This window comes from Longivirga aurantiaca (genome assembly GCF_042660085.1).
Classification (GTDB): domain Bacteria; phylum Actinomycetota; class Actinomycetes; order S36-B12; family CAIYMF01; genus Longivirga; species Longivirga aurantiaca.
In genome coordinates, this window is the sequence record NZ_JBHSTI010000008.1 from 718,938 (window position 1) to 737,281 (window position 18,344).

Here is an 18,344-nt window from a genome sequence, read left to right on the forward strand (position 1 = left end):
GCTGCGGACATGCCCGCCGCCACCGACGGACAACCCCTCGGCCCCACTCAGGCGTCTGCCGTCGCCCTCCGCACCGCTGCGATCCCTGCGGCCCTGGTCGGCGTGGCCGCCGTGGCGCTCGGCTGGTGGTTCAAGGGGCCGAACGGCGCCCTCGGTGCGGCTCTCGGAGCCATCGTCGCCATCGCGTTCTTCGCGATCGGCCAGTACGTCCTCGGCCGCATCCTCGACGGCAACCCCGACTTCGCGCTGTCGGCGGGGCTCCTGCTGTACCTGACGCAGGTCCTCGTCCTGTTCGGCCTGATCATCCTGCTGCGCGACGCCACCTGGCTCGACGGCCGCGTCTTCGGCATGGCGGTCCTGGCCGTCACCCTCGCCTGGATCGTCGGCTCCATCATCGCCTCGCAGCGCGTCAAGATCCTCTACGTCGACCCGTCGCTGTCCAAGGACCCGGTCGTCGACACCCCGCCGGCGGGGGAGCCGTCATGAGCACCGCGCCGGTCTCGCGCAGGCGCTCCGCCGCGCCCGTACCCCCGTCGGGGCACCGTGACGCGCAGTGGTACCGTCGGGCCGCGACGAAGGCGTCCGCGGCAGAGCCGGATGCGCAGGCCACAAGCCGCGTGTCCGACGATGCCGCCTGGTCGGTCGTCAGCCACATCGCGGCGGGGATCCTCCTGTACGGCGGCCTGGGCTGGCTCCTGGGGACGTGGCTGGGCAACCGCCCTCTGTTCGTCGCTGGAGGGGTCCTCCTCGGGGTCTCTCTCGCACTCTTCATGCTGTTCCGCAAGCTCGAGTCCCTCGGACGAGAGCCCGAGACGCCGCGGGAGGACCCGTCATGACGGGCACCCGCACGGAGGTCGTCGCACCGATGCCCGTCCTGACCGGCAGCACCCCCCAGGAGTCGTCCCGTGTCCGGTGAGCTGATCGCCGCAGCCGCTGAGTCGTGCCACCTCTCCACGGGTGGTTGCGGCTTCCCCGCGCCGGGCGCGGAGATCTTCTTCTTCGACGAGATCGCCAAGTTCACGATCGGGCAGACCGAGTTCGCGGTCACGAAGCCGATGATCCTGCTCTGGCTCGCGGTCGTGGTGGTCGTCGGCTTCTTCGTCCTCGCGTTCCGCAAGGCCAAGGTCGTCCCCGGCCGGGTGCAGGGCCTCGCCGAGTACGGCTACTTCTTCGTGCGCGACGGCATCGCCCGCGACACGATCGGCAAGGAGGGCGACCGCTTCGTCCCCTTGCTGTTCTCGTTCTTCTTCTTCATCTGGATGAACAACCTCTGGGGCATCATCCCGTTCGCCCAGATCCCGGTGACGAGCAAGTTCGCCATCCCCGTGGCGTTCGCCGCGATCGTCTACCTCGCGTGGGTGCCGCTCGGCGTCAAGCGCCAGGGCCTGCTGCCGTTCTTCAAGGGCATGACAATGCCGCGCGACGTGCCCAAGGTGATGTACGTCCTGCTGATCCCGATCGAGATCCTGTCGAACTTCATCGTGCGGCCGTTCACGCACGCGGTCCGTCTGTTCGCGAACATGTTCGCGGGCCACATGCTCCTCGCGACCTTCTCGATCGCCGCCTGGTACCTCTTCCCGGTCAACCTCTTCTCCGAGCCGAGCGGCGTCGCCGTCATCGGGCTCCTCGGCTCGGCGGCCTCGACCGTGGTCACCGTGGCGCTCACCGGGTTCGAGATGGGCATCCAGGCACTTCAGGCGTACGTCTTCACCCTGCTCGCCGCCGTCTACCTGAGCGACTCGGTGAACGCGCACTAGACCAGCACCACCTGCTCCACGCTCGACCCAGGCTCGAACCACAGCTCCACTCCATGACCGGCGGATCCGCCGCCGGCCGACACGAAGGAACACGACATGTCGCTCCTCGCTGAAGGCGTCACCGGCTCGCTCGGATCGATCGGTTACGGCCTCGCGGCCATCGGCCCAGGTATCGGCGTCGGCATCATCTTCGGTCAGGGTGTGCAGGCCATCGCCCGCCAGCCCGAGGCCTACGGCGTCATCCGCCAGAACATGATCCTCGGCTTCGCCCTGACCGAGGCGCTCGCGCTCATCGGTTTCGTCGCGCCGTTCGTCTTCGGCGTCTGATCGTCGCTCTCCGAGCTGAACGACCAACCATCCGAAGGGTGAACCTGTGAACCTCCTTGCAGCCTCCGAGGCACCGAAAGTCCTCGGCGTCCCTCTCGACGAGCTGGTGCTGGGGCTCTTCGCGTTCTTCGTCGTGCTCTGGGCGCTGAACAAGTTCGCGTTCCCCGGCATCAAGAAGGCGCTCGACGAGCGCAGCGCGGCCATCGAAGGCGGCATCGCCCGCTCCGAGGAGCGCGAGGCGCAGGCTCAGGCGCTGCTCGAGCAGTACCAGGCCCAGCTGGCCGAGGCCCGCACCGAGGCCGCCCAGATCCGGGCCCAGGCGCAGGCGGACAAGACGGCCATCATCGACGAGGCCCGTCGCGAGGCCACCGAGGCGGCAGCTGCCGTCACGGCTCGCGCCGAGGCAGCCATCGCCGCGGAGCGGGCGTCCACGGTCGCGTCGCTGCGCCGCGAGGTCGGAACCCTGGCCGTGTCGCTGGCCGGCAAGGTCGTGGGGGAGTCCCTCGAGGACGACGCCCGCGCCCGCGCCACGGTCGACCGGTTCATCGCCGACCTCGAGGCTGAGGCTGCGAACGGGGCGAACGCCTGATGCTCGGTTCCTCCCGCCACTCCTTCGCCGCCCTGCGGACGTCGCTCGACGCCCGCAGCGGCGAGGCCGGCTTCGGCACGGTCGCCAGCGACCTGCTCGCGGTCGCGGGGCTGCTGGGCCACGAGAAGTCGCTGCGCCAGACGCTGGCGGACTCCGGCCAGCCGGGCGACACCCGCGGTGCCATCGTGCGCGACCTGTTCGGCGGCAAGGTGTCCGACACCTCGCTCGCCGTGCTCGACGAGGTCGTGTCGGCGCGCTGGTCGAACGACGTCGACATGGTCGACGCCGTCGAGCAGCTCGGGGCGCAGGCGGCGTTCACCGTCGCCGAGGCCGACGGCTCGCTCGACCGCGTGGAGGAGGAGCTCTTCCGCGTCGGACGCGCCGTCGACGGCTCGGCCGAGCTCCAGATGGCGATCACCGACCCGTCCCTGGCCGCCGAGCACAAGACGGCGCTCGTGCGCGACCTCATCGGTGCCTCCGCGGCGCCCACGACCACCGCCCTGGTGTCGTACGCCGCGGCCAACCTGCGCGGCCGCCAGCCGGCCGTCGCGATCGAGTCGCTCGCCACGCTCGCCGCCGACCAGCGCCAGCGCCTGCTCGCCGAGGTGCGCAGCGCTGTCCCGCTCAACCCCGAGCAGGTCGGCCGCCTCGCGGCCGCCCTCTCGACGCTGCAGGGCCGCGACGTGCGGCTCAACGTGATCGTCGACCCCGAGGTCGTCGGAGGCATCGTGGTCCGGGTGGGCGACGACGTCATCGACGGCAGCGTGGCGAGCCGCTTCGAGCAGGCCCGTCGCGCGGTCACCGCCTAGCACGCCCAGCACGCCCCAGGACCACAGACACCCGACAGCAGGCGCCGAGCCCGGCGCGTGGAACGAGAGAGCAGGCAACCATGACGGAGCTGACGATCCGACCGGAGGACATCCGCGACGCGATCGCGCGGAACGTCGAGTCGTACGCGCCCGGGACCACTCGCGAGGAGGTCGGCCGCGTCGTCGAGACCGGTGACGGCATCGCGCGCGTCGAGGGTCTGCACTCGGCCATGACCAACGAGCTGCTCGAGTTCGAGAACGGCCTCCTCGGCCTCGCTCTCAACCTCGACGTCCGCGAGATCGGCACCGTGCTCCTCGGCGACGGCTCGCGCATCGAGGAGGGCCAGTCGGTCCGCCGCACCGGGGAGATCCTCTCGGTGCCGGTCGGCGACGGCTTCCTCGGCCGCGTCGTGGACCCGCTGGGCAACCCGATCGACGGCCAGGGCCCGATCACCGCGGAGGCCCGTCGCCCGCTCGAGCTGCAGGCGCCCACGGTCGTCCAGCGCCAGCCGGTCAAGGAGCCCATGCAGACGGGCATCAAGGCCATCGACGCCATGACCGCCATCGGCCGCGGCCAGCGCCAGCTGATCATCGGCGACCGCCAGACGGGCAAGACCGCCGTGGCCGTCGACACGATCATCAACCAGAAGCAGAACTGGGAGTCCGGCGACCCCAAGAAGCAGGTCAAGTGCATCTACGTCGCGATCGGCCAGAAGGGCTCGACCATCGCGGCGGTCAAGGGTGCGCTCGAGGAGAACGGCGCGATGGAGTACACCACCATCGTCGCGTCGCCTGCGTCTGACCCGGCCGGCTTCAAGTACCTCGCGCCGTACACCGGCTCGGCCATCGGCCAGCACTGGATGTACCAGGGCCAGCATGTCCTCATCATCTTCGACGACCTGTCCAAGCAGGCCGAGGCCTACCGCGCCGTGTCGCTGCTGCTGCGCCGCCCGCCGGGCCGCGAGGCGTACCCCGGTGACGTCTTCTACCTGCACTCGCGGCTCCTCGAGCGCTGCGCCAAGCTCTCGGACGAGCTCGGTGCCGGCTCGATGACCGGCCTGCCGATCATCGAGACCAAGGCCAACGACGTGTCGGCGTACATCCCGACCAACGTCATCTCGATCACCGACGGCCAGTGCTTCCTCGAGTCCGACCTGTTCAACTCGGGCGTCCGCCCGGCGATCAACGTCGGCATCTCGGTCTCCCGCGTCGGCGGCTCGGCCCAGCCCAAGGCCATGAAGAAGGTCGCCGGCCGCCTGCGCCTCGACCTGGCGCAGTTCCGCGAGCTCGAGGCGTTCTCGGCTTTCGGCTCGGACCTCGACGCCGCGTCCAAGGCCCAGCTGGCCCGTGGCTCGCGCCTCGTCGAGCTGCTCAAGCAGCCGCAGTACGCCCCCTTCCCGATGGAGGAGGAGGTCGTCTCGGTGTGGTCCGGTACGACGGGCAAGCTCGACGACGTCCCGCTCGAGGACATCCGTCGCTTCGAGCGCGAGTTCATCGACTACCTGAAGCGCGACCACTCCGCGGTCCTCGCCTCGATCCGTGAGACCACGGACCTCAGCGACGACTCGGTGACCCTGCTCGAGAACGCCGTCACGTCGTTCAAGCAGCAGTTCACGACCTCGGCGGGCAAGCCGCTCGTCGTGAACGAGCCGGTCGCCGAGGCCCTCGACGCAGCAGAGGTCGAGAACCTGACGATCACCAAGGTCAAGGGCTGAGGTCAGGCCCCCATGGGTGCACAGCAGAGGATCTATCGCCGACGGATCAAGACGGTCCAGTCGACGAAGAAGATCACCAAGGCGATGGAGCTCATCGCCTCGTCGCGCATCGTCAAGGCGCAGCAGCGGGTGGAGGCGGCACTGCCGTACACCCGCGAGCTGATCCGGGCGATCTCCGCGGCGGCCTCGCACACGGGCGGCGGCCACCCGCTGACCCAGACCGAGCAGCGGCTGCGCGAGCGTGCCGCGGTGCTCATCATCACCTCCGACCGCGGTCTCGCCGGCGCCTACAGCTCGGCGACGATCAAGGAGGGCGAGCAGCTCACCAGCCTCCTGCGCGAGCAGGGCGTCACCTCGGTGCCGTTCCTGGTCGGGCGCAAGGCGGTGGGCTACTACCGCTTCCGCGGCCGCGAGGTCGCCGCGTCGTGGACGGGGTTCAGCGACCAGCCGGACTACGGCCACGCCAAGGAGATCGCCGAGGCGCTGCTGCAGGCCTTCCTCACCCCGACCGAGGAGGGCGGCGTCGACGAGATCCACATCGTCTACACGCACTTCGAGAACATGGTCACCCAGACCGTGCGGGTACGGCGGGCACTGCCGCTCGAGGTCATCGAGCAGACGGCGGCGGAGGCGGCAGCTGCAGGGCAGGGGCCCTTCCCGCTGTACGAGTTCGAGCCCAGCGGTGCTGCGGTCCTCGACTCGCTGCTCCCGAAGTACATCGAGAACGTCGTGTTCTCGGCGCTGCTCCTCGGCGCCGCGTCCGAGCATGCTGCCCGTCGTCGCGCCATGAAGGCCGCGACCGACAACGCTGAGGAGCTCATCAAGACCCTCAGCCGCCAGGCGAACCAGGCGCGCCAGGCAGAGATCACCCAAGAGATCAGCGAGATCGTCGGCGGCGCCGACGCGCTGTCGGCATCGGCATAGGAGTCGAGGACAACCATGACTGCAACGACTGAGACCACGACCGGCATCGGTCGCGTGGCCCGGGTCACCGGGCCGGTCGTCGACGTGGAGTTCCCCGTCGAGGCGATGCCCGAGCTCTACAACGCCCTGCACGTGGAGGTGAGCTTCGGCGAGGGCCAGCCCGGCCGCACGCTCACCCTCGAGGTCGCCCAGCACATCGGCGACAACATGGTGCGCGCGATCTCCATGCAGCCCACCGACGGCCTCGTCCGCGGCGCCGACGTCACCGACACCGGTGACGCGATCACCGTCCCCGTCGGCGACGTGACCCTCGGCCACGTGTGGAACACCCTCGGCAAGCCGCTCGACGTCGAGGAGTCCTCGCTCAACATCACCGAGCGCCGGGGCATCCACGCACAGGCCCCGAGCTTCGACCAGCTCGAGTCCAAGACCGAGGTCTTCTGGACCGGCATCAAGGTCATCGACCTGCTCACCCCCTACGTCAAGGGCGGCAAGATCGGCCTCTTCGGCGGTGCGGGCGTCGGCAAGACGGTCCTCATCCAGGAGATGATCAACCGCGTTGCCGAGCAGTTCGGTGGTGTGTCGGTCTTCGCCGGCGTCGGCGAGCGCACCCGTGAGGGCAACGACCTCTTCGGTGAGATGACCGAGTCCGGCGTCATCAACAAGACCGCGCTGGTCTTCGGCCAGATGGACGAGCCGCCGGGCACGCGTCTTCGCGTCGCCCTGTCCGCCCTCACGATGGCGGAGTACTTCCGCGACGTGCAGAAGCAGGACGTGCTGCTGTTCATCGACAACATCTTCCGCTTCACCCAGGCGGGCTCCGAGGTCTCCACGCTCCTCGGCCGCATGCCGTCCGCGGTGGGCTACCAGCCCACGCTCGCCGACGAGATGGGCCAGCTCCAGGAGCGCATCACCTCGACGCGCGGTCACTCGATCACCTCGCTGCAGGCGATCTACGTCCCAGCGGACGACCTGACCGACCCGGCCCCGGCCACCACGTTCGCGCACCTCGACGCCACGACGACCCTGTCGCGCCCGATCTCCGAGCTCGGCATCTACCCGGCCGTGGACCCGCTCGACTCGACCTCGCGCATCCTCGACCCGCGCTACATCGGCGAGGAGCACTACCGCGTCGCGGCCCGCGTCAAGGAGATCCTGCAGCGCTACAAGGACCTCCAGGACATCATCGCGATCCTCGGTATCGACGAGCTCTCCGAGGAGGACAAGATCCTCGTCGGCCGTGCCCGTCGCATCCAGCGCTTCCTGTCGCAGAACCTCTTCGTGGCCGAGCAGTTCACCGGCCAGCCCGGCTCGTTCGTGCCGGTCGAGGAGACCATCGAGTCGTTCCGGCTCCTCTGCGAGGGCGAGTACGACCACCTGCCCGAGCAGGCGTTCTTCCTCTGCGGCGGTATCGAGGACGTCGAGAAGAACGCCGCGAAGCTGGCAGGCTGACCATGGCAGAGCTCAACGTCAGCCTCGTCGCGGTCGACCGCAAGATCTGGTCGGGGACGGCGACGATGGTGGTCGCCAAGACCCTCGAGGGCGAGATCGGCATCCTGCCCCGGCACGAGCCCGTGCTCGCGCTGCTGGCGAACAGCCCGGTCCGCATCACCACGACCGAGGGCAACGTCATCTCGGCCGCGGTGCACGGCGGGTTCTTCTCGGTCGACTCGGACAACGTCTCGATCCTCGCCGAGAGCGCCGAGCTGTCGGGCGAGATCGACGTCGACCGTGCGCGGCTCGCTCTCGAGCGGGCCAAGGCGGCCGGGGCCGACACCGCCGACGAGATGGCAGCCATCGAGCGCGCCGAGGTGCGCCTGAAGGTCGCCCTCGCCGAGCAGCACAAGGAGCACGCGGCCGGCGGCCGCTGACATCCAGCACGCACAGCACGTCAGAACGGCCGGTCCCGCAGGGGGCCGGCCGTTCTGCTGTTGCCGCCGTGAAGGGGGCTCCGGCGTCCTTCTGGGCCGGGTTCCTCCGCCGGCCCTGTCGGACTGGAGCGACTGCATCCCGCCGGGGTCGAGCACGAGTGGGACGACGTGCTGCGCCAGGTCGCGGCCGCCCTGGCTGCGACGGGTGGCGAGGCGCTGGTCTAGCGCTCGCCGCCCGGCTTCCAGAGCACGTCGCCGCCCGCGGACAGGTTCGCGTGGCGCGCGAGGATGAACAGCAGGTCGGAGAGGCGGTTCAGGTACGTCGCCGTCAGCTCGTTCATGGTGGCGCCGTGCACCTCGAGCGCGGCCCAGGCCTGCCGCTCGGCGCGGCGCACGACGGTGCGGGAGACGTGCAGCAGGGCCGATCCCGGCGTGCCGCCCGGCAGGATGAACGAGCGCAGGGCCTCGAGCTGCTCGTTGTACTCGTCGCAGGCCGCCTCGAGGCGCTCGACGTAGTCGGGGAGCACGCGCAGCGGGGGGTACTCGGGGGCCGGCACGATCGGGGTGCACAGGTCGGCGCCGACGTCGAAGAGGTCGTTCTGGATGCGCGTCAGGAGAGCCACGACGTCGTCGGAGAGGCTTCCCAGGGCGATCGCCACGCCGATCGAGGAGTTGGCCTCGTCGGTGTCGGCGTACGCCAGGAGGCGCGCGTCGTTCTTGCTCACCCGGGACAGGTCGCCGAGGGCCGTGGTTCCGTGGTCGCCGGTGCGTGTGTAGATGCGGGTGAGGTTGACCATGTCGCGAGCCTATCCGTGCGGGTTCGGGACGGCCTCCCGCAGCGTGGGCGGCTGATCGCGTACCGGCTGGTAACCGATGGGCCGCCGGACGGCCTATCCTCGGGGCCGTGGAGGCCTTCCGGATCGTGGGTGGGGCCCGGCTGGCCGGCGAGGTGCGGGTCACCGGGGCCAAGAACAGCGTGCTCAAGCTGATGGCGGCCTCGCTGCTGGCCGAGGGCACCAGCGTGCTGCACGAGGTGCCGGACATCCTCGACGTCGAGTACATGGCCGAGCTGCTGCGCCGCCTCGGCTGCGACGTCGTCCGCGACCGGGCCACCCGCTCGGTCAGCATCACCGTGCCCGAGGTGCCGCACCACAAGGCCGACTACGACCTCGTCCGCAAGCTCCGCGCGTCGATCAACGTGCTCGGCCCGCTGCTCGCCCGCTGCGGCGAGGCCGACGTCGCCCTCCCGGGCGGCGACAACATCGGCAGCCGCGGCCTCGACATGCACATCGCCGGCCTCGAGCGGCTCGGCGCCACCGTGCGCAGCGAGCACGGCTTCCTCATCGCCACCCGCGACGAGCGCCTGCACGGCGCGACGGTCTGGCTCGACTTCCCGAGCGTGGGCGCCACCGAGAACCTGCTCATGGCCTCGGTGCTCGCCAAGGGCACGACCGTGATCGACAACGCCGCTCGCGAGCCCGAGATCGTCGACATCTGCACGATGCTGCAGAAGATGGGCGGCCAGATCGAGGGGGTCGGTACGTCGACCCTCGTGATCGAGGGCGTCGAGGCGCTGTCGCCCACCGAGCACACCACCGTGCCCGACCGCCTCGTGGTCGGCACCTGGGCTGTCGGTGCGGTCATGACGCGCGGCGACATCACGATCCACAACGCCGTCGCGGCTCATCTCGAGATCGCCCTCGACAAGCTCGTCCGCGCGGGCGCCATCGTCGACGAGGTGCCGGACGGCTTCCGGGTCGCGTGCCACGACCGGCCGCGCGCGGTCGACGTCGTCACGCTGCCCTACCCGGGCTTCCCGACCGACCTGCAGCCGCAGTTCATCGCGCTCAACTCGATCGCGCACGGCTCGGCGATGGTGACCGAGAACCTCTTCGAGGCGCGGTTCCGCTTCGTCAACGAGATGGTCCGCCTCGGCGCCGACGTCCGCACCGACGGGCACCACGCGATGGTGCGCGGCCGCCAGAGCCTCTCGGGCGCGCCCGTCGAGGCGGCCGACATCCGCGCGGGTGCTGGTCTCGTGCTCGCGGGCCTCGTGGCCGAGGGCTGCACCACCGTGTACGAGCCGCACCACGTCGACCGCGGGTACGACGGCTTCATCGACGACCTCGTGCGCCTCGGCGCCGACGTCTCGCGCGTCGACGTCTGACGCGCCCTAGAGGCGCTCGATCAGGGCGCGCGCCCGGTCCTCGTCGTCGGGGAACACCATCACGCGCGGGCCGGACAGCGTCTGGGTGAGCGTCGCGCGGACACCGGCGTCCTCCAGCGTGCGGCGCATGATCTCGCCCTCGACGTACGTGCCGGGGCTGGCTACGGGCACGAGGAGCCCGTACTCGTCGTCGGCGCCCGGCTTGGGCTTCCTGGCCACGACCGAGACACCGGTGCGGAAGGTCCAGCGCAGGAGCAGCACGAGGACCCCGACGCCCGCGAACGCGATCAGCGGACCCACGAGGAAGGACGCGCTGGTGCCGTTCACCGGCCCATGGTGCGCCCTCCGGCCTCCCCTGGCCACCGCGGCGCCCCGGTACACCGGGGCCCTACTGTGGGGGAGTCAGTGAGCGGGCGATAACCGGAGGAACGGACATGGTTCAGCAGGTCGCCGTCATCGGTGCGGGCCTCATGGGCGGCGGCATCGCCCAGGTCGCGGCGCAGGCCGGGTACGACGTGATCCTCCGCGATGTCACGCCCGAGGCGCTCGAGCGCGGGCTCGGCGCGATCCGCACGTCGTACGACCGGTTCGTCGACAAGGGCCGCATGACGGCCGACGACCGCGACGCCGCGCTCGCGCGCATCACGCCCACCACCGACCTCGAGGCCGTGGCACCGGCCGACCTCGTGGTCGAGGCGGTGTTCGAGAAGCTCGAGGTCAAGGCCGAGCTCTTCGCCGAGCTCGACCGGATCTGCGGCGACGGCACCACGCTCGCATCGAACACCTCGGCCATCCCGATCACCTCGATCGCCGCCGCCACCTCGCGCCCCGAGCGCGTCGTCGGCACCCACTTCTTCTCGCCCGTGCCGATGATGAGGCTCTGCGAGCTCGTCCGCGGCTACAAGACCTCGGACGAGGCGCTCGCCGTCGCGCGGGAGTTCGCCGAGGGCGTGGGCAAGACCTGCATCGTGGTCAACCGCGACGTGGCCGGCTTCGTCACCACCCGTCTCATCAGCGCGCTCGCCATGGAGGCCGTCGCCCTGCTCGAGAGCGGGGTGGCGAGCGCGGAGGACATCGACACCGCGTGCCGCCTCGGCTTCGGCCACGCGATGGGCCCGCTCGAGACGATCGACCTCACCGGCGTCGACATCATGCTGAACGCCGCGACGAACGTGTACCTCGACACCCAGGACGAGAAGTTCGCAGCGCCCGAGCTGCTGCGCCGCATGGTCGCCGCGGGCGACCTCGGCCGCAAGACCGGCCGCGGCTTCTACCCGCACGGCTAGGAGGACGACGATGCGCGACAAGCCGTGGTTGATGCGGACGTACGCCGGGCACAGCTCGGCGTCGGAGTCGAACGCGCTCTATCGGCGCAACCTCGAGAAGGGCCAGACCGGCCTCTCGGTGGCGTTCGACCTGCCCACCCAAACCGGCTACGACCCCGACGACCTCCTCGCGCGCGGCGAGGTCGGCAAGGTCGGCGTCCCGGTGTCGCACATCGGCGACATGCGGGCGCTGTTCGACGGCATCCCGCTCGACACGATGAACACCTCGATGACCATCAACGCCACGGCGATGTGGCTGCTGGCGCTCTACGCGACCGTGGCCGAGGAGCAGGGCGCGCCGTTCTCGGCGCTGTCGGGCACGACCCAGAACGACATCATCAAGGAGTACCTGTCGCGGGGCACGTACGTCTTCCCGCCCGGGCCGTCGCTGCGGCTGATCACCGACATGATCGCGTGGACCGTCACCGACGTCCCGAAGTGGAACCCGACCAACATCTGCAGCTACCACCTGCAGGAGGCCGGAGCGACGCCCGAGCAGGAGATCGCCTACGCGATGTGCACGGCCATCGCCGTGCTCGACGCCGTCCGTGACTCCGGCCAGGTGCCGGCCGAGCGCTTCGGGGAGGTCGTCGCCCGCATCTCGTTCTTCGTGAACGCCGGCGTGCGGTTCGTCGAGGAGATGTGCAAGATGCGCGCCTTCGTCCAGCTCTGGGACGAGCTCACCCGCGAGCGCTACGGCATCACCGACGCCAAGCAGCGCCGCTTCCGCTACGGCGTGCAGGTCAACTCCCTCGGGCTCACCGAGGCGCAGCCCGAGAACAACGTGCAGCGCATCGTGCTCGAGATGCTGGCGGTCACGCTGTCGAAGGACGCCCGCGCCCGCGCGGTGCAGCTGCCCGCGTGGAACGAGGCCCTCGGCCTGCCGCGACCGTGGGACCAGCAGTGGTCGCTGCGCATCCAGCAGGTGCTGGCGTACGAGAGCGACCTCCTCGAGTACGACGACCTCTTCACCGGGTCCGTCGTCGTCGAGCAGAAGGTGGCCGATCTCGTCGCGAAGGCCAAGGCCGAGATCGACCGCGTGCAGGAGATGGGCGGCGCGGTTGCGGCCGTCGAGTCGGGCTACATGAAGGGCCAGCTCGTCGCCTCGCACGCCGCGCGGCGCGGCAAGGTCGAGAGCGGGGAGGACGTCGTCGTCGGCGTCAACATGTTCACCACCACCGAGCCCAGCCCGCTGACGGAGAACCTCGAGACCGCGATCCAGTACGTCGATCCTGCCGTCGAGGCCGCCGCGGTCGAGCGCATCGCCGCCTGGCGTGCCTCGCGCGACGACGCTGCGGTCACGGCCGCGCTGGCCGAGCTGCGCCGCGTGGCCCGCACGACCGACAACCTCGTGCCCGCCACGCTGGCCTGCGCCCGCGCCGGCGTGACGACGGGGGAGTGGTCGTGGGCCCTGCGCGAGGAGTTCGGCGAGTACCGAGCGCCCACCGGCGTGAGCGGCGTCGTCGGCGTCGGGCCGCTCACGGGCGAGCTCGAGACCGTCCGCAGCGCCGTGGCGGCCACCGGCGACGAGCTCGGTGCGCACCTGCGGATGCTGGTCGGCAAGCCCGGGCTCGACGGCCACAGCAACGGTGCCGAGCAGATCGCCGTCCGCGCGCGCGACGCCGGCTTCGAGGTGGTCTACCAGGGCATCCGGCTCACGCCGGCCCAGATCGTCGCGGCCGCCGTGGAGGAGGACGTCGACGTCGTCGGCCTCTCGATCCTGTCGGGGTCGCACCTCGAGCTCGTGCCGATGGTGCTCGACGGCCTGCGCGAGGCCGGCCTGACGGACGTGCCGGTCGTGGTCGGAGGGATCATCCCCGAGGCCGACGAGCGCACGCTGCTCGAGTGGGGCGTGGCCGCGGTCTTCACGCCGAAGGACTACGACGCGACCACGATCATGGCCCAGGTGCTCGACGAGGTCCGTGCTGCGAAGGGTCTGCCGCGGCTGCTCCAGCCGGCGTGACAGGCTGGCCCCGTGCCTGCTGAGACCTCCCGCATCCTGCTCGTCCGACACGGCCAGAGCGAGGGCAACGTCGCCCGCGTGTGGACCAGTGCTCGCGGCGGCTTCCCGCTGACCGAGGTCGGGCACGAGCAGGCGCGTGCAGTGGCCTCGACCTTCGTGGGGCGCGACGTCGTCGCCGTCTACGGCTCGCCGCTCGTGCGCGCCCAGGAGACCGCCGCCGAGATCGCCGCGGTGCTCGGGCTGCAGCACGACGAGCTCGAGGGCGTGGAGGAGCTGCACGTCGGCATCCACGAAGGCGTGCACGACGACACCGTCGGCCCGGTGGCCGAGCAGGTGTTCGGCGCCTGGTGGCGCGACAACGACCTCTCGGGCGGGTTCGAGGGCGGCGAGACCGGGCTGGAGATCGCCGCCCGCATGCGGGACGCGCTCGACCTCGTGGCCGACAGGCACGTCGGCGAGAGGTCCGTCGTCGTCTCGCACGGCGGCGCGATGGCCGTGGGCGTCATCTCGCTGTGCGATCTCGACGCGGCCTTCGTCGCGACGCACCTGCTCAAGAACTGCGACGTCGTCGAGCTCGAGCGCGAGGATGGCGCCTGGCTCTGCGCCTCCTGGGCCGGCGAGCGCCCGCCCCTGCGCGCCTGAACCGGCGCCGCGTCAGTCCTCGGCGGCCTTGACGGCGACGACAGGGCAGTCGGCACCGAGCAGGATGCGCTGCGACGTGCTGCCCATGACGAACTTGCCGACCGCCGAACGCCGACGCAGCCCGATGACGAGGAGCTCGGCCCCGGCCTTGTCCACCGCGTCCAGGATCGCCTGCGCGACGTCCCCCGTGGGCGGGACCTGCCAGATCTCGGCGTTCAGCCCGAGGGCGGCGAAGCGCTCGGCGACGGCGTCCAGGGTCTGCTCGGCCGAGAACGGCGAGTCGATGTCGGCCTGCGGTCGGGTCACGTTGAGGACGACGGCGTCCGTGGCCCGCAGCTGGGTCTCCTGCACGGCGACGGTCAGGGCGGCGTCGCCCTCGGGGGTGCGGACGTAGGCGAGCAGGACGGTCACGGTTCCTCCGAGGGGCCGTTCGGTGAGCCTGAAGCCTCGCAGACCCGGCCTCGTCCCGCGCACGGAACCGAGCCGGTGCTCGTTCGGCCCTGGTCGGGACCCGCGAAACGGATGCCGCCTCCCGGGGCGACGTGCGGCGCGAACGGTGTCCGGCGGGGCAGACTCGACCTGTCTCGGGTCCGGGAGGGGAGCCATGGGCCGTCGGATCGTCGCCGCCGTGCTCGTTGCCGCCGTCGCAGCTCTCGTCGGTGCGGTCGGTGCTGCCCCGTCGTACGCCGCCGACGACGCAGCGACGCAGCTCGCGCAGAAGTACTCGCCCGTCGTGGTCGTGCGCGACCAGAGCGAGGCCTGCGCCGACGGCGAGCCCTACGTGCCGACCGCGGTCGAGACGGTGCTGGGCAACGGCGACGTCACCCTCATCGGTCCGGACGGGCAGTCGTTCGACGCGCCGACGGCGTCCGACCTCGCGGGCAAGGGCGAGGGCTGGTACCTCGACCTGCCGGGCAACCCGCTCGACCCGGGCTGCGACTACGACCGCTGGTTCCGCGAGGCCGCTGCCGGCACGCCGTCGACCGTCTACTCCCGAGTGGCCTCCGACCCGGCCGACAGGGGCAAGGTCGTCCTGCAGTACTGGATGTTCTGGGTCTTCAACGACTGGAACGACAAGCACGAGGGCGACTGGGAGATGATCCAGCTCGTCTTCCCCGCGAGCACGGCCGAGGAGGCGCTGACGGTCGCGCCCGAGAGCACGGCCTTCGCCCAGCACGAGGGGTCCGAGGTGGCCCAGTGGGACGCCGACAAGGTGCACAAGGACGGCGACCACGTCGCGGTCTACCCCGGGCAGGGCTCGCACGCGGCGTACTACACGCAGGCGCAGTGGTTCGGGAAGAGCGCCGCGGCCGGCTTCGGCTGCGACAGCACCATGGCCATGGGACGCGAGGTCCGTCCCGAGGTCGTGATGCTGCCCGAGACCCCGACCGGCGACTTCGCGTGGCTGACCTTCACCGGGCGCTGGGGTCAGAAGGCGCCGTCGTTCAACAACGGCCCGACCGGCCCGAGCAGCAAGACGCAGTGGGCCGAACCCGTGCAGTGGCAGCTCGAGCAGGGGCGGCCTGACGCCGTGCCGCTCCCGACCATCGGCGGACCCTCAGTCACGGGCTTCTGCGAGCTCACCCAGGCGGTCTCGCTGCTGTTCGTCGACCTGCTGAACTCACCCGGGATCGTGCTCGGCGTCATCATCGGGGCGCTGATGCTGCTCGCGTTCGTCGCCGCGCGCACCGACTTCTTCAACGACGACGACCCCACCATCGACCGGCGCCGCAAGGCGGGCCAGATCGCGGTGGCCTCGCTCGACCTGATGCGCAAGAAGACCGGTGCCTTCTGGGTGCCAGGACTCATCGTGATGGGCTCGGTCGCCTTCAACCTGCTCGTCGCGCGGATCCTCGTGCGCGCGACACCGGGCGACACCCTCACCGACGTCAACGGTCTTAGCGAGCAGGTCACCGGCGCCGTGCTCACGATCCTGGTGTCGCTGCTCCTGCTGCCCGTGGTGGCGTTCGCGATGGCCACCACGGTCGAGATCGTCGACGCGATCGCCCGGGGCCGGGAGATCTCCGGTCCGGTGGCGTTCCACCGTGTGCTGGTGCACCCCGGCGGCTGGGTCGTCGCGATCATCGCGTACGTCGTCGTCACGCTCATGGCGTCGACCTGGTGGCTGCTGCCGATCGCGCTGTACCTGCTGGCCCGCTGGTCGGTCGCGCTGCCCGCGACCGAGCTCGAGGACGAGGGCGTGCGGGCCGGGCTGCGGCGCAGCTCGCAGATCACGAAGGGCCACCGCCTGCGCGCGGCACTGCTCGGAGGCTTCCTCGTCTGGCTCGCTTTCTCGCTGCCCGCGAGCATCGGCGCGATCGTCCTGCTCGTCACGGGCTGGCCGTTCTGGACCACCAACCTCATCGCGCTGGTGATCGCCGCCGTCCTGGTGCCCGTCGCCACGATCGGTCTCACGCTGCTCTACTACGACTTGCGCAGCAGGCACGACGTGCCCGACCCGGTGCCGTCAGCCGCCGGGTGAGGGCAGCAGGCCGCGCTCGAGCGCGTGGGTGACGGCCGCGGTGCGGTCGGAGACGCCGAGCTTGTCGAACACGTGCAGCAGGTGCGACTTCACCGTCGCCTCGCCGATGAACAGGTCGCGGGCGATGTCCGGGTTCGACTTCCCCTGCGCCACGAGCGCGAGCACCTCGAGCTCGCGGGGCGTGAGCTGGTCGCCACCGCGCACCTGCCGCATGAGCTTGGCCGCAAGCGGTGCCGCCAGCACCGTCTCGCCCCGCGCCGCAGCCCGCACTGCGGCGAGCAGCTGGTCGCGCGGCGTGTCCTTGAGCAGGTAGCCGGTCGCGCCGGCCTCGACCGCGCGCAGGATGTCGCCGTCGGTGTCGTACGTCGTGAGCACCAGCACGCGCGCGGTTCCTGCCGCCGTGATCTCCGCGGTCGCGGACGCGCCGTCGAGCACGGGCATCCGCAGGTCCATGAGCACGACGTCCGGCGTCAGCGACGCCGCGAGCGTCACGCCCTCGCGGCCGTTGCCGGCCTCACCGACCACCTCGAGGTCGGCCTCGCTGCCGAGCAGGCCCACGAGCCCGCTGCGCACCACCGGGTGGTCGTCGACGACCAGCACGCGGATCACGGCACCCTCACCCTCACACGCGTCCCCGCCCCGGGGGTCGACTCGACCGACGACAGGCCGCCGACGGACTCGACCCGCTGAGCCAGCCCGTCGAGACCGTAGCCGGGTCGCGGGGCGGCGGGGTCGAAGCCGGCGCCGTCGTCGCTCACCGACACGGTCGCGCCGTCCTCGTCGTAATGGAGCACCACGTCCACGCGGGTCGCACCCGCGTGCTTGCGCACGTTCGCGAGCGCCTCCTGGGTGGCGCGCAGGGCGACGACGTCCGACGTCGACGACAGCGGTCCGGCCTCGCCCTCGACGCAGAACGTCGATGCGATGCCCGTGTCGCGGCTGAAGCGGTCGACGAGCCGGGCGAGCGCGTCGGGCAGCCTGTCGCCCTCGAGAGCCGGGGGCGTCATGGCGCCGACCAGTGCGCGCGCCTCGGCTAGGCCCTCGCGGGCGGTCTCCTGGATCTGGCGCAGCCGTGCGACGGCCTCGGCGCTCTGCCCGTCTGCCGCTGCGGTCTCTCCCGCCTGCGACAGCATCACGATGCTCGTGAAGCCTTGGGCGAGCGTGTCGTGGATGTCGCGCGCGAGGCGCTCGCGCTCGGCCACGGCGCCGGCCTCGCGCTCGAGGGCCGCCAGCTCTCCCTGGGTGGTCTGCAGCTGCTCGAGCAGCTGCTTGCGTGCCCGGCTCTCGCGCACGATCCCGTCGATGAACAGACCGATCACAAGTGCGAACACGATGTTGCCGACGGCCATGAAACCGTTGAGCAGCAACGCATCACGGCTGAAGCCGTCGCGAGCAGCAAGGGTGAGCGTGAAGGTCAGCGTGATCGCGACGGTCGCGATGATCGCTCCCCGTCGCTCGAGGAGCACGAAGCCGAGCGGGTAGATCGCGAACAGGATCACGAGCGACGCCGGGTCGCGGTAGGTCATGAGCGCGATGACCACGCACGCCACCACGAGGAACGGCACCGACCTGCGCAGCGAGGCGCACCCCTGGCGGGGGAACCACACGAGCAGGTACGCCGCGACCAGCACCATCAGCAGCGGGACGATGGAGGCCGCGCTGCCGTTGAGCGCGGTCAGCACCGCCGTCGCGACGACCATGGCGCCGAAGAGCACGTGCCAGCCGACGAGAGTCCGCTCGGCGAAGTCGCGCTCCTCGGTGCCGGTCATGTCG

Annotated in this window: 20 protein-coding genes; 15 read left to right on the plus strand and 5 right to left on the minus strand. The window is 70.9% G+C overall.

Translation table 11 applies throughout. The features are described from left to right. Positions 1–9 precede the first annotated feature (9 nt). From ACFQGU_RS07345 to ACFQGU_RS07390, 10 genes are all read left to right on the plus strand, one after another. On the plus strand, positions 10–486 hold the full coding sequence (locus tag ACFQGU_RS07345) for a hypothetical protein (RefSeq protein WP_386765216.1): 477 nt from the start codon (positions 10–12) through the stop codon (positions 484–486). Then, positions 483–836, plus strand: a complete 354-nt coding sequence (locus ACFQGU_RS07350) for a hypothetical protein (RefSeq protein WP_386765218.1) — start codon at positions 483–485, stop codon at positions 834–836. Before ACFQGU_RS07345 ends, ACFQGU_RS07350 begins: the two co-directional genes overlap by 4 nt. Before the next feature lie 69 nt (positions 837–905). Next, positions 906–1,757 carry a F0F1 ATP synthase subunit A gene (gene atpB, locus ACFQGU_RS07355; protein ID WP_386765220.1) on the plus strand — a complete coding sequence of 284 codons (852 nt, stop codon included), beginning with the start codon at positions 906–908 and terminating at the stop codon, positions 1,755–1,757. Positions 1,758–1,853: 96 nt separating this feature from the next. After that, positions 1,854–2,084 carry an ATP synthase F0 subunit C gene (gene atpE, locus ACFQGU_RS07360; protein WP_386765222.1) on the plus strand — a complete coding sequence of 77 codons (231 nt, stop codon included), beginning with the start codon at positions 1,854–1,856 and terminating at the stop codon, positions 2,082–2,084. A gap of 46 nt (positions 2,085–2,130) precedes the next feature. Then, complete coding sequence (locus tag ACFQGU_RS07365; protein WP_386765224.1) at positions 2,131–2,673, plus strand: F0F1 ATP synthase subunit B; 543 nt, start codon at positions 2,131–2,133, stop codon at positions 2,671–2,673. Next, positions 2,673–3,482: a F0F1 ATP synthase subunit delta gene (locus ACFQGU_RS07370; RefSeq protein ID WP_386765226.1), complete on the plus strand. Its 810-nt coding sequence runs from the start codon at positions 2,673–2,675 to the stop codon at positions 3,480–3,482. The genes ACFQGU_RS07365 and ACFQGU_RS07370 overlap by 1 nt, the downstream gene beginning before the upstream one ends. 80 nt (positions 3,483–3,562) lie before the next feature. Then, positions 3,563–5,197 carry a F0F1 ATP synthase subunit alpha gene (atpA, locus tag ACFQGU_RS07375; RefSeq protein ID WP_386765228.1) on the plus strand — a complete coding sequence of 545 codons (1,635 nt, stop codon included), beginning with the start codon at positions 3,563–3,565 and terminating at the stop codon, positions 5,195–5,197. A 12-nt stretch (positions 5,198–5,209) separates the two neighbouring features. Beyond that, positions 5,210–6,121, plus strand: a complete 912-nt coding sequence (locus ACFQGU_RS07380; RefSeq protein ID WP_386765230.1) for a F0F1 ATP synthase subunit gamma — start codon at positions 5,210–5,212, stop codon at positions 6,119–6,121. A 15-nt stretch (positions 6,122–6,136) separates the two neighbouring features. Further along, a complete protein-coding gene (gene atpD, locus ACFQGU_RS07385; protein WP_386765232.1) occupies positions 6,137–7,573 on the plus strand; it encodes a F0F1 ATP synthase subunit beta in 1,437 nt (478 codons plus the stop codon). A 2-nt stretch (positions 7,574–7,575) separates the two neighbouring features. Further along, positions 7,576–7,992 carry a F0F1 ATP synthase subunit epsilon gene (locus ACFQGU_RS07390; protein WP_386765233.1) on the plus strand — a complete coding sequence of 139 codons (417 nt, stop codon included), beginning with the start codon at positions 7,576–7,578 and terminating at the stop codon, positions 7,990–7,992. A 221-nt stretch (positions 7,993–8,213) separates the two neighbouring features. Here ACFQGU_RS07390 and ACFQGU_RS07395 read toward each other — a convergent pair whose 3' ends face one another. Then, positions 8,214–8,789, minus strand: coding sequence for a cob(I)yrinic acid a,c-diamide adenosyltransferase (locus ACFQGU_RS07395; RefSeq protein ID WP_386765235.1), 576 nt, complete (start codon positions 8,787–8,789; stop codon positions 8,214–8,216). A gap of 11 nt (positions 8,790–8,800) precedes the next feature. On the opposite strand from ACFQGU_RS07395, the gene murA reads away from it, so the two are divergent. Further along, complete coding sequence (murA, locus tag ACFQGU_RS07400; RefSeq protein WP_386768191.1) at positions 8,801–10,159, plus strand: UDP-N-acetylglucosamine 1-carboxyvinyltransferase; 1,359 nt, start codon at positions 8,801–8,803, stop codon at positions 10,157–10,159. A 6-nt stretch (positions 10,160–10,165) separates the two neighbouring features. On the opposite strand, the gene ACFQGU_RS07405 is transcribed toward murA, so the two are convergent. Continuing rightward, positions 10,166–10,486, minus strand: a complete 321-nt coding sequence (locus ACFQGU_RS07405) for a hypothetical protein (RefSeq protein WP_386765237.1) — start codon at positions 10,484–10,486, stop codon at positions 10,166–10,168. A gap of 107 nt (positions 10,487–10,593) precedes the next feature. Here ACFQGU_RS07405 and ACFQGU_RS07410 point away from each other — a divergent pair, with 107 nt between their 5' ends. Genes ACFQGU_RS07410 through ACFQGU_RS07420 form a run of 3 tightly spaced genes read left to right on the plus strand, consistent with a single transcriptional unit; the run spans position 10,594 to position 14,089 of the window. Then, entirely contained in the window at positions 10,594–11,445 is an 852-nt protein-coding gene (locus ACFQGU_RS07410) for a 3-hydroxyacyl-CoA dehydrogenase family protein (RefSeq protein ID WP_386765239.1), read from the plus strand. Between the two features lie 10 nt (positions 11,446–11,455). Next, on the plus strand, positions 11,456–13,447 hold the full coding sequence (locus ACFQGU_RS07415; protein ID WP_386765241.1) for a protein meaA: 1,992 nt from the start codon (positions 11,456–11,458) through the stop codon (positions 13,445–13,447). A gap of 12 nt (positions 13,448–13,459) precedes the next feature. Then, positions 13,460–14,089, plus strand: a complete 630-nt coding sequence (locus tag ACFQGU_RS07420; protein WP_386765243.1) for a histidine phosphatase family protein — start codon at positions 13,460–13,462, stop codon at positions 14,087–14,089. A gap of 12 nt (positions 14,090–14,101) precedes the next feature. Here ACFQGU_RS07420 and ACFQGU_RS07425 read toward each other — a convergent pair whose 3' ends face one another. Next, positions 14,102–14,500, minus strand: coding sequence for a universal stress protein (locus ACFQGU_RS07425; protein ID WP_386765244.1), 399 nt, complete (start codon positions 14,498–14,500; stop codon positions 14,102–14,104). Positions 14,501–14,693: 193 nt separating this feature from the next. On the opposite strand from ACFQGU_RS07425, the gene ACFQGU_RS07430 reads away from it, so the two are divergent. Beyond that, positions 14,694–16,571 (plus strand): hypothetical protein, encoded by a 1,878-nt coding sequence (locus tag ACFQGU_RS07430; protein WP_386765246.1) that lies wholly within the window; start codon positions 14,694–14,696, stop codon positions 16,569–16,571. Here ACFQGU_RS07430 and ACFQGU_RS07435 read toward each other — a convergent pair. Together ACFQGU_RS07435 and ACFQGU_RS07440 are read right to left on the minus strand one after the other, a co-directional pair. Then, on the minus strand, positions 16,557–17,180 hold the full coding sequence (locus tag ACFQGU_RS07435) for a response regulator (RefSeq protein WP_386765247.1): 624 nt from the start codon (positions 17,178–17,180) through the stop codon (positions 16,557–16,559). The genes ACFQGU_RS07430 and ACFQGU_RS07435 overlap by 15 nt on opposite strands. Next, a complete protein-coding gene (locus ACFQGU_RS07440; RefSeq protein ID WP_386765249.1) occupies positions 17,177–18,340 on the minus strand; it encodes a sensor histidine kinase in 1,164 nt (387 codons plus the stop codon). The genes ACFQGU_RS07435 and ACFQGU_RS07440 overlap by 4 nt, the downstream gene beginning before the upstream one ends. Positions 18,341–18,344 lie beyond the last annotated feature (4 nt).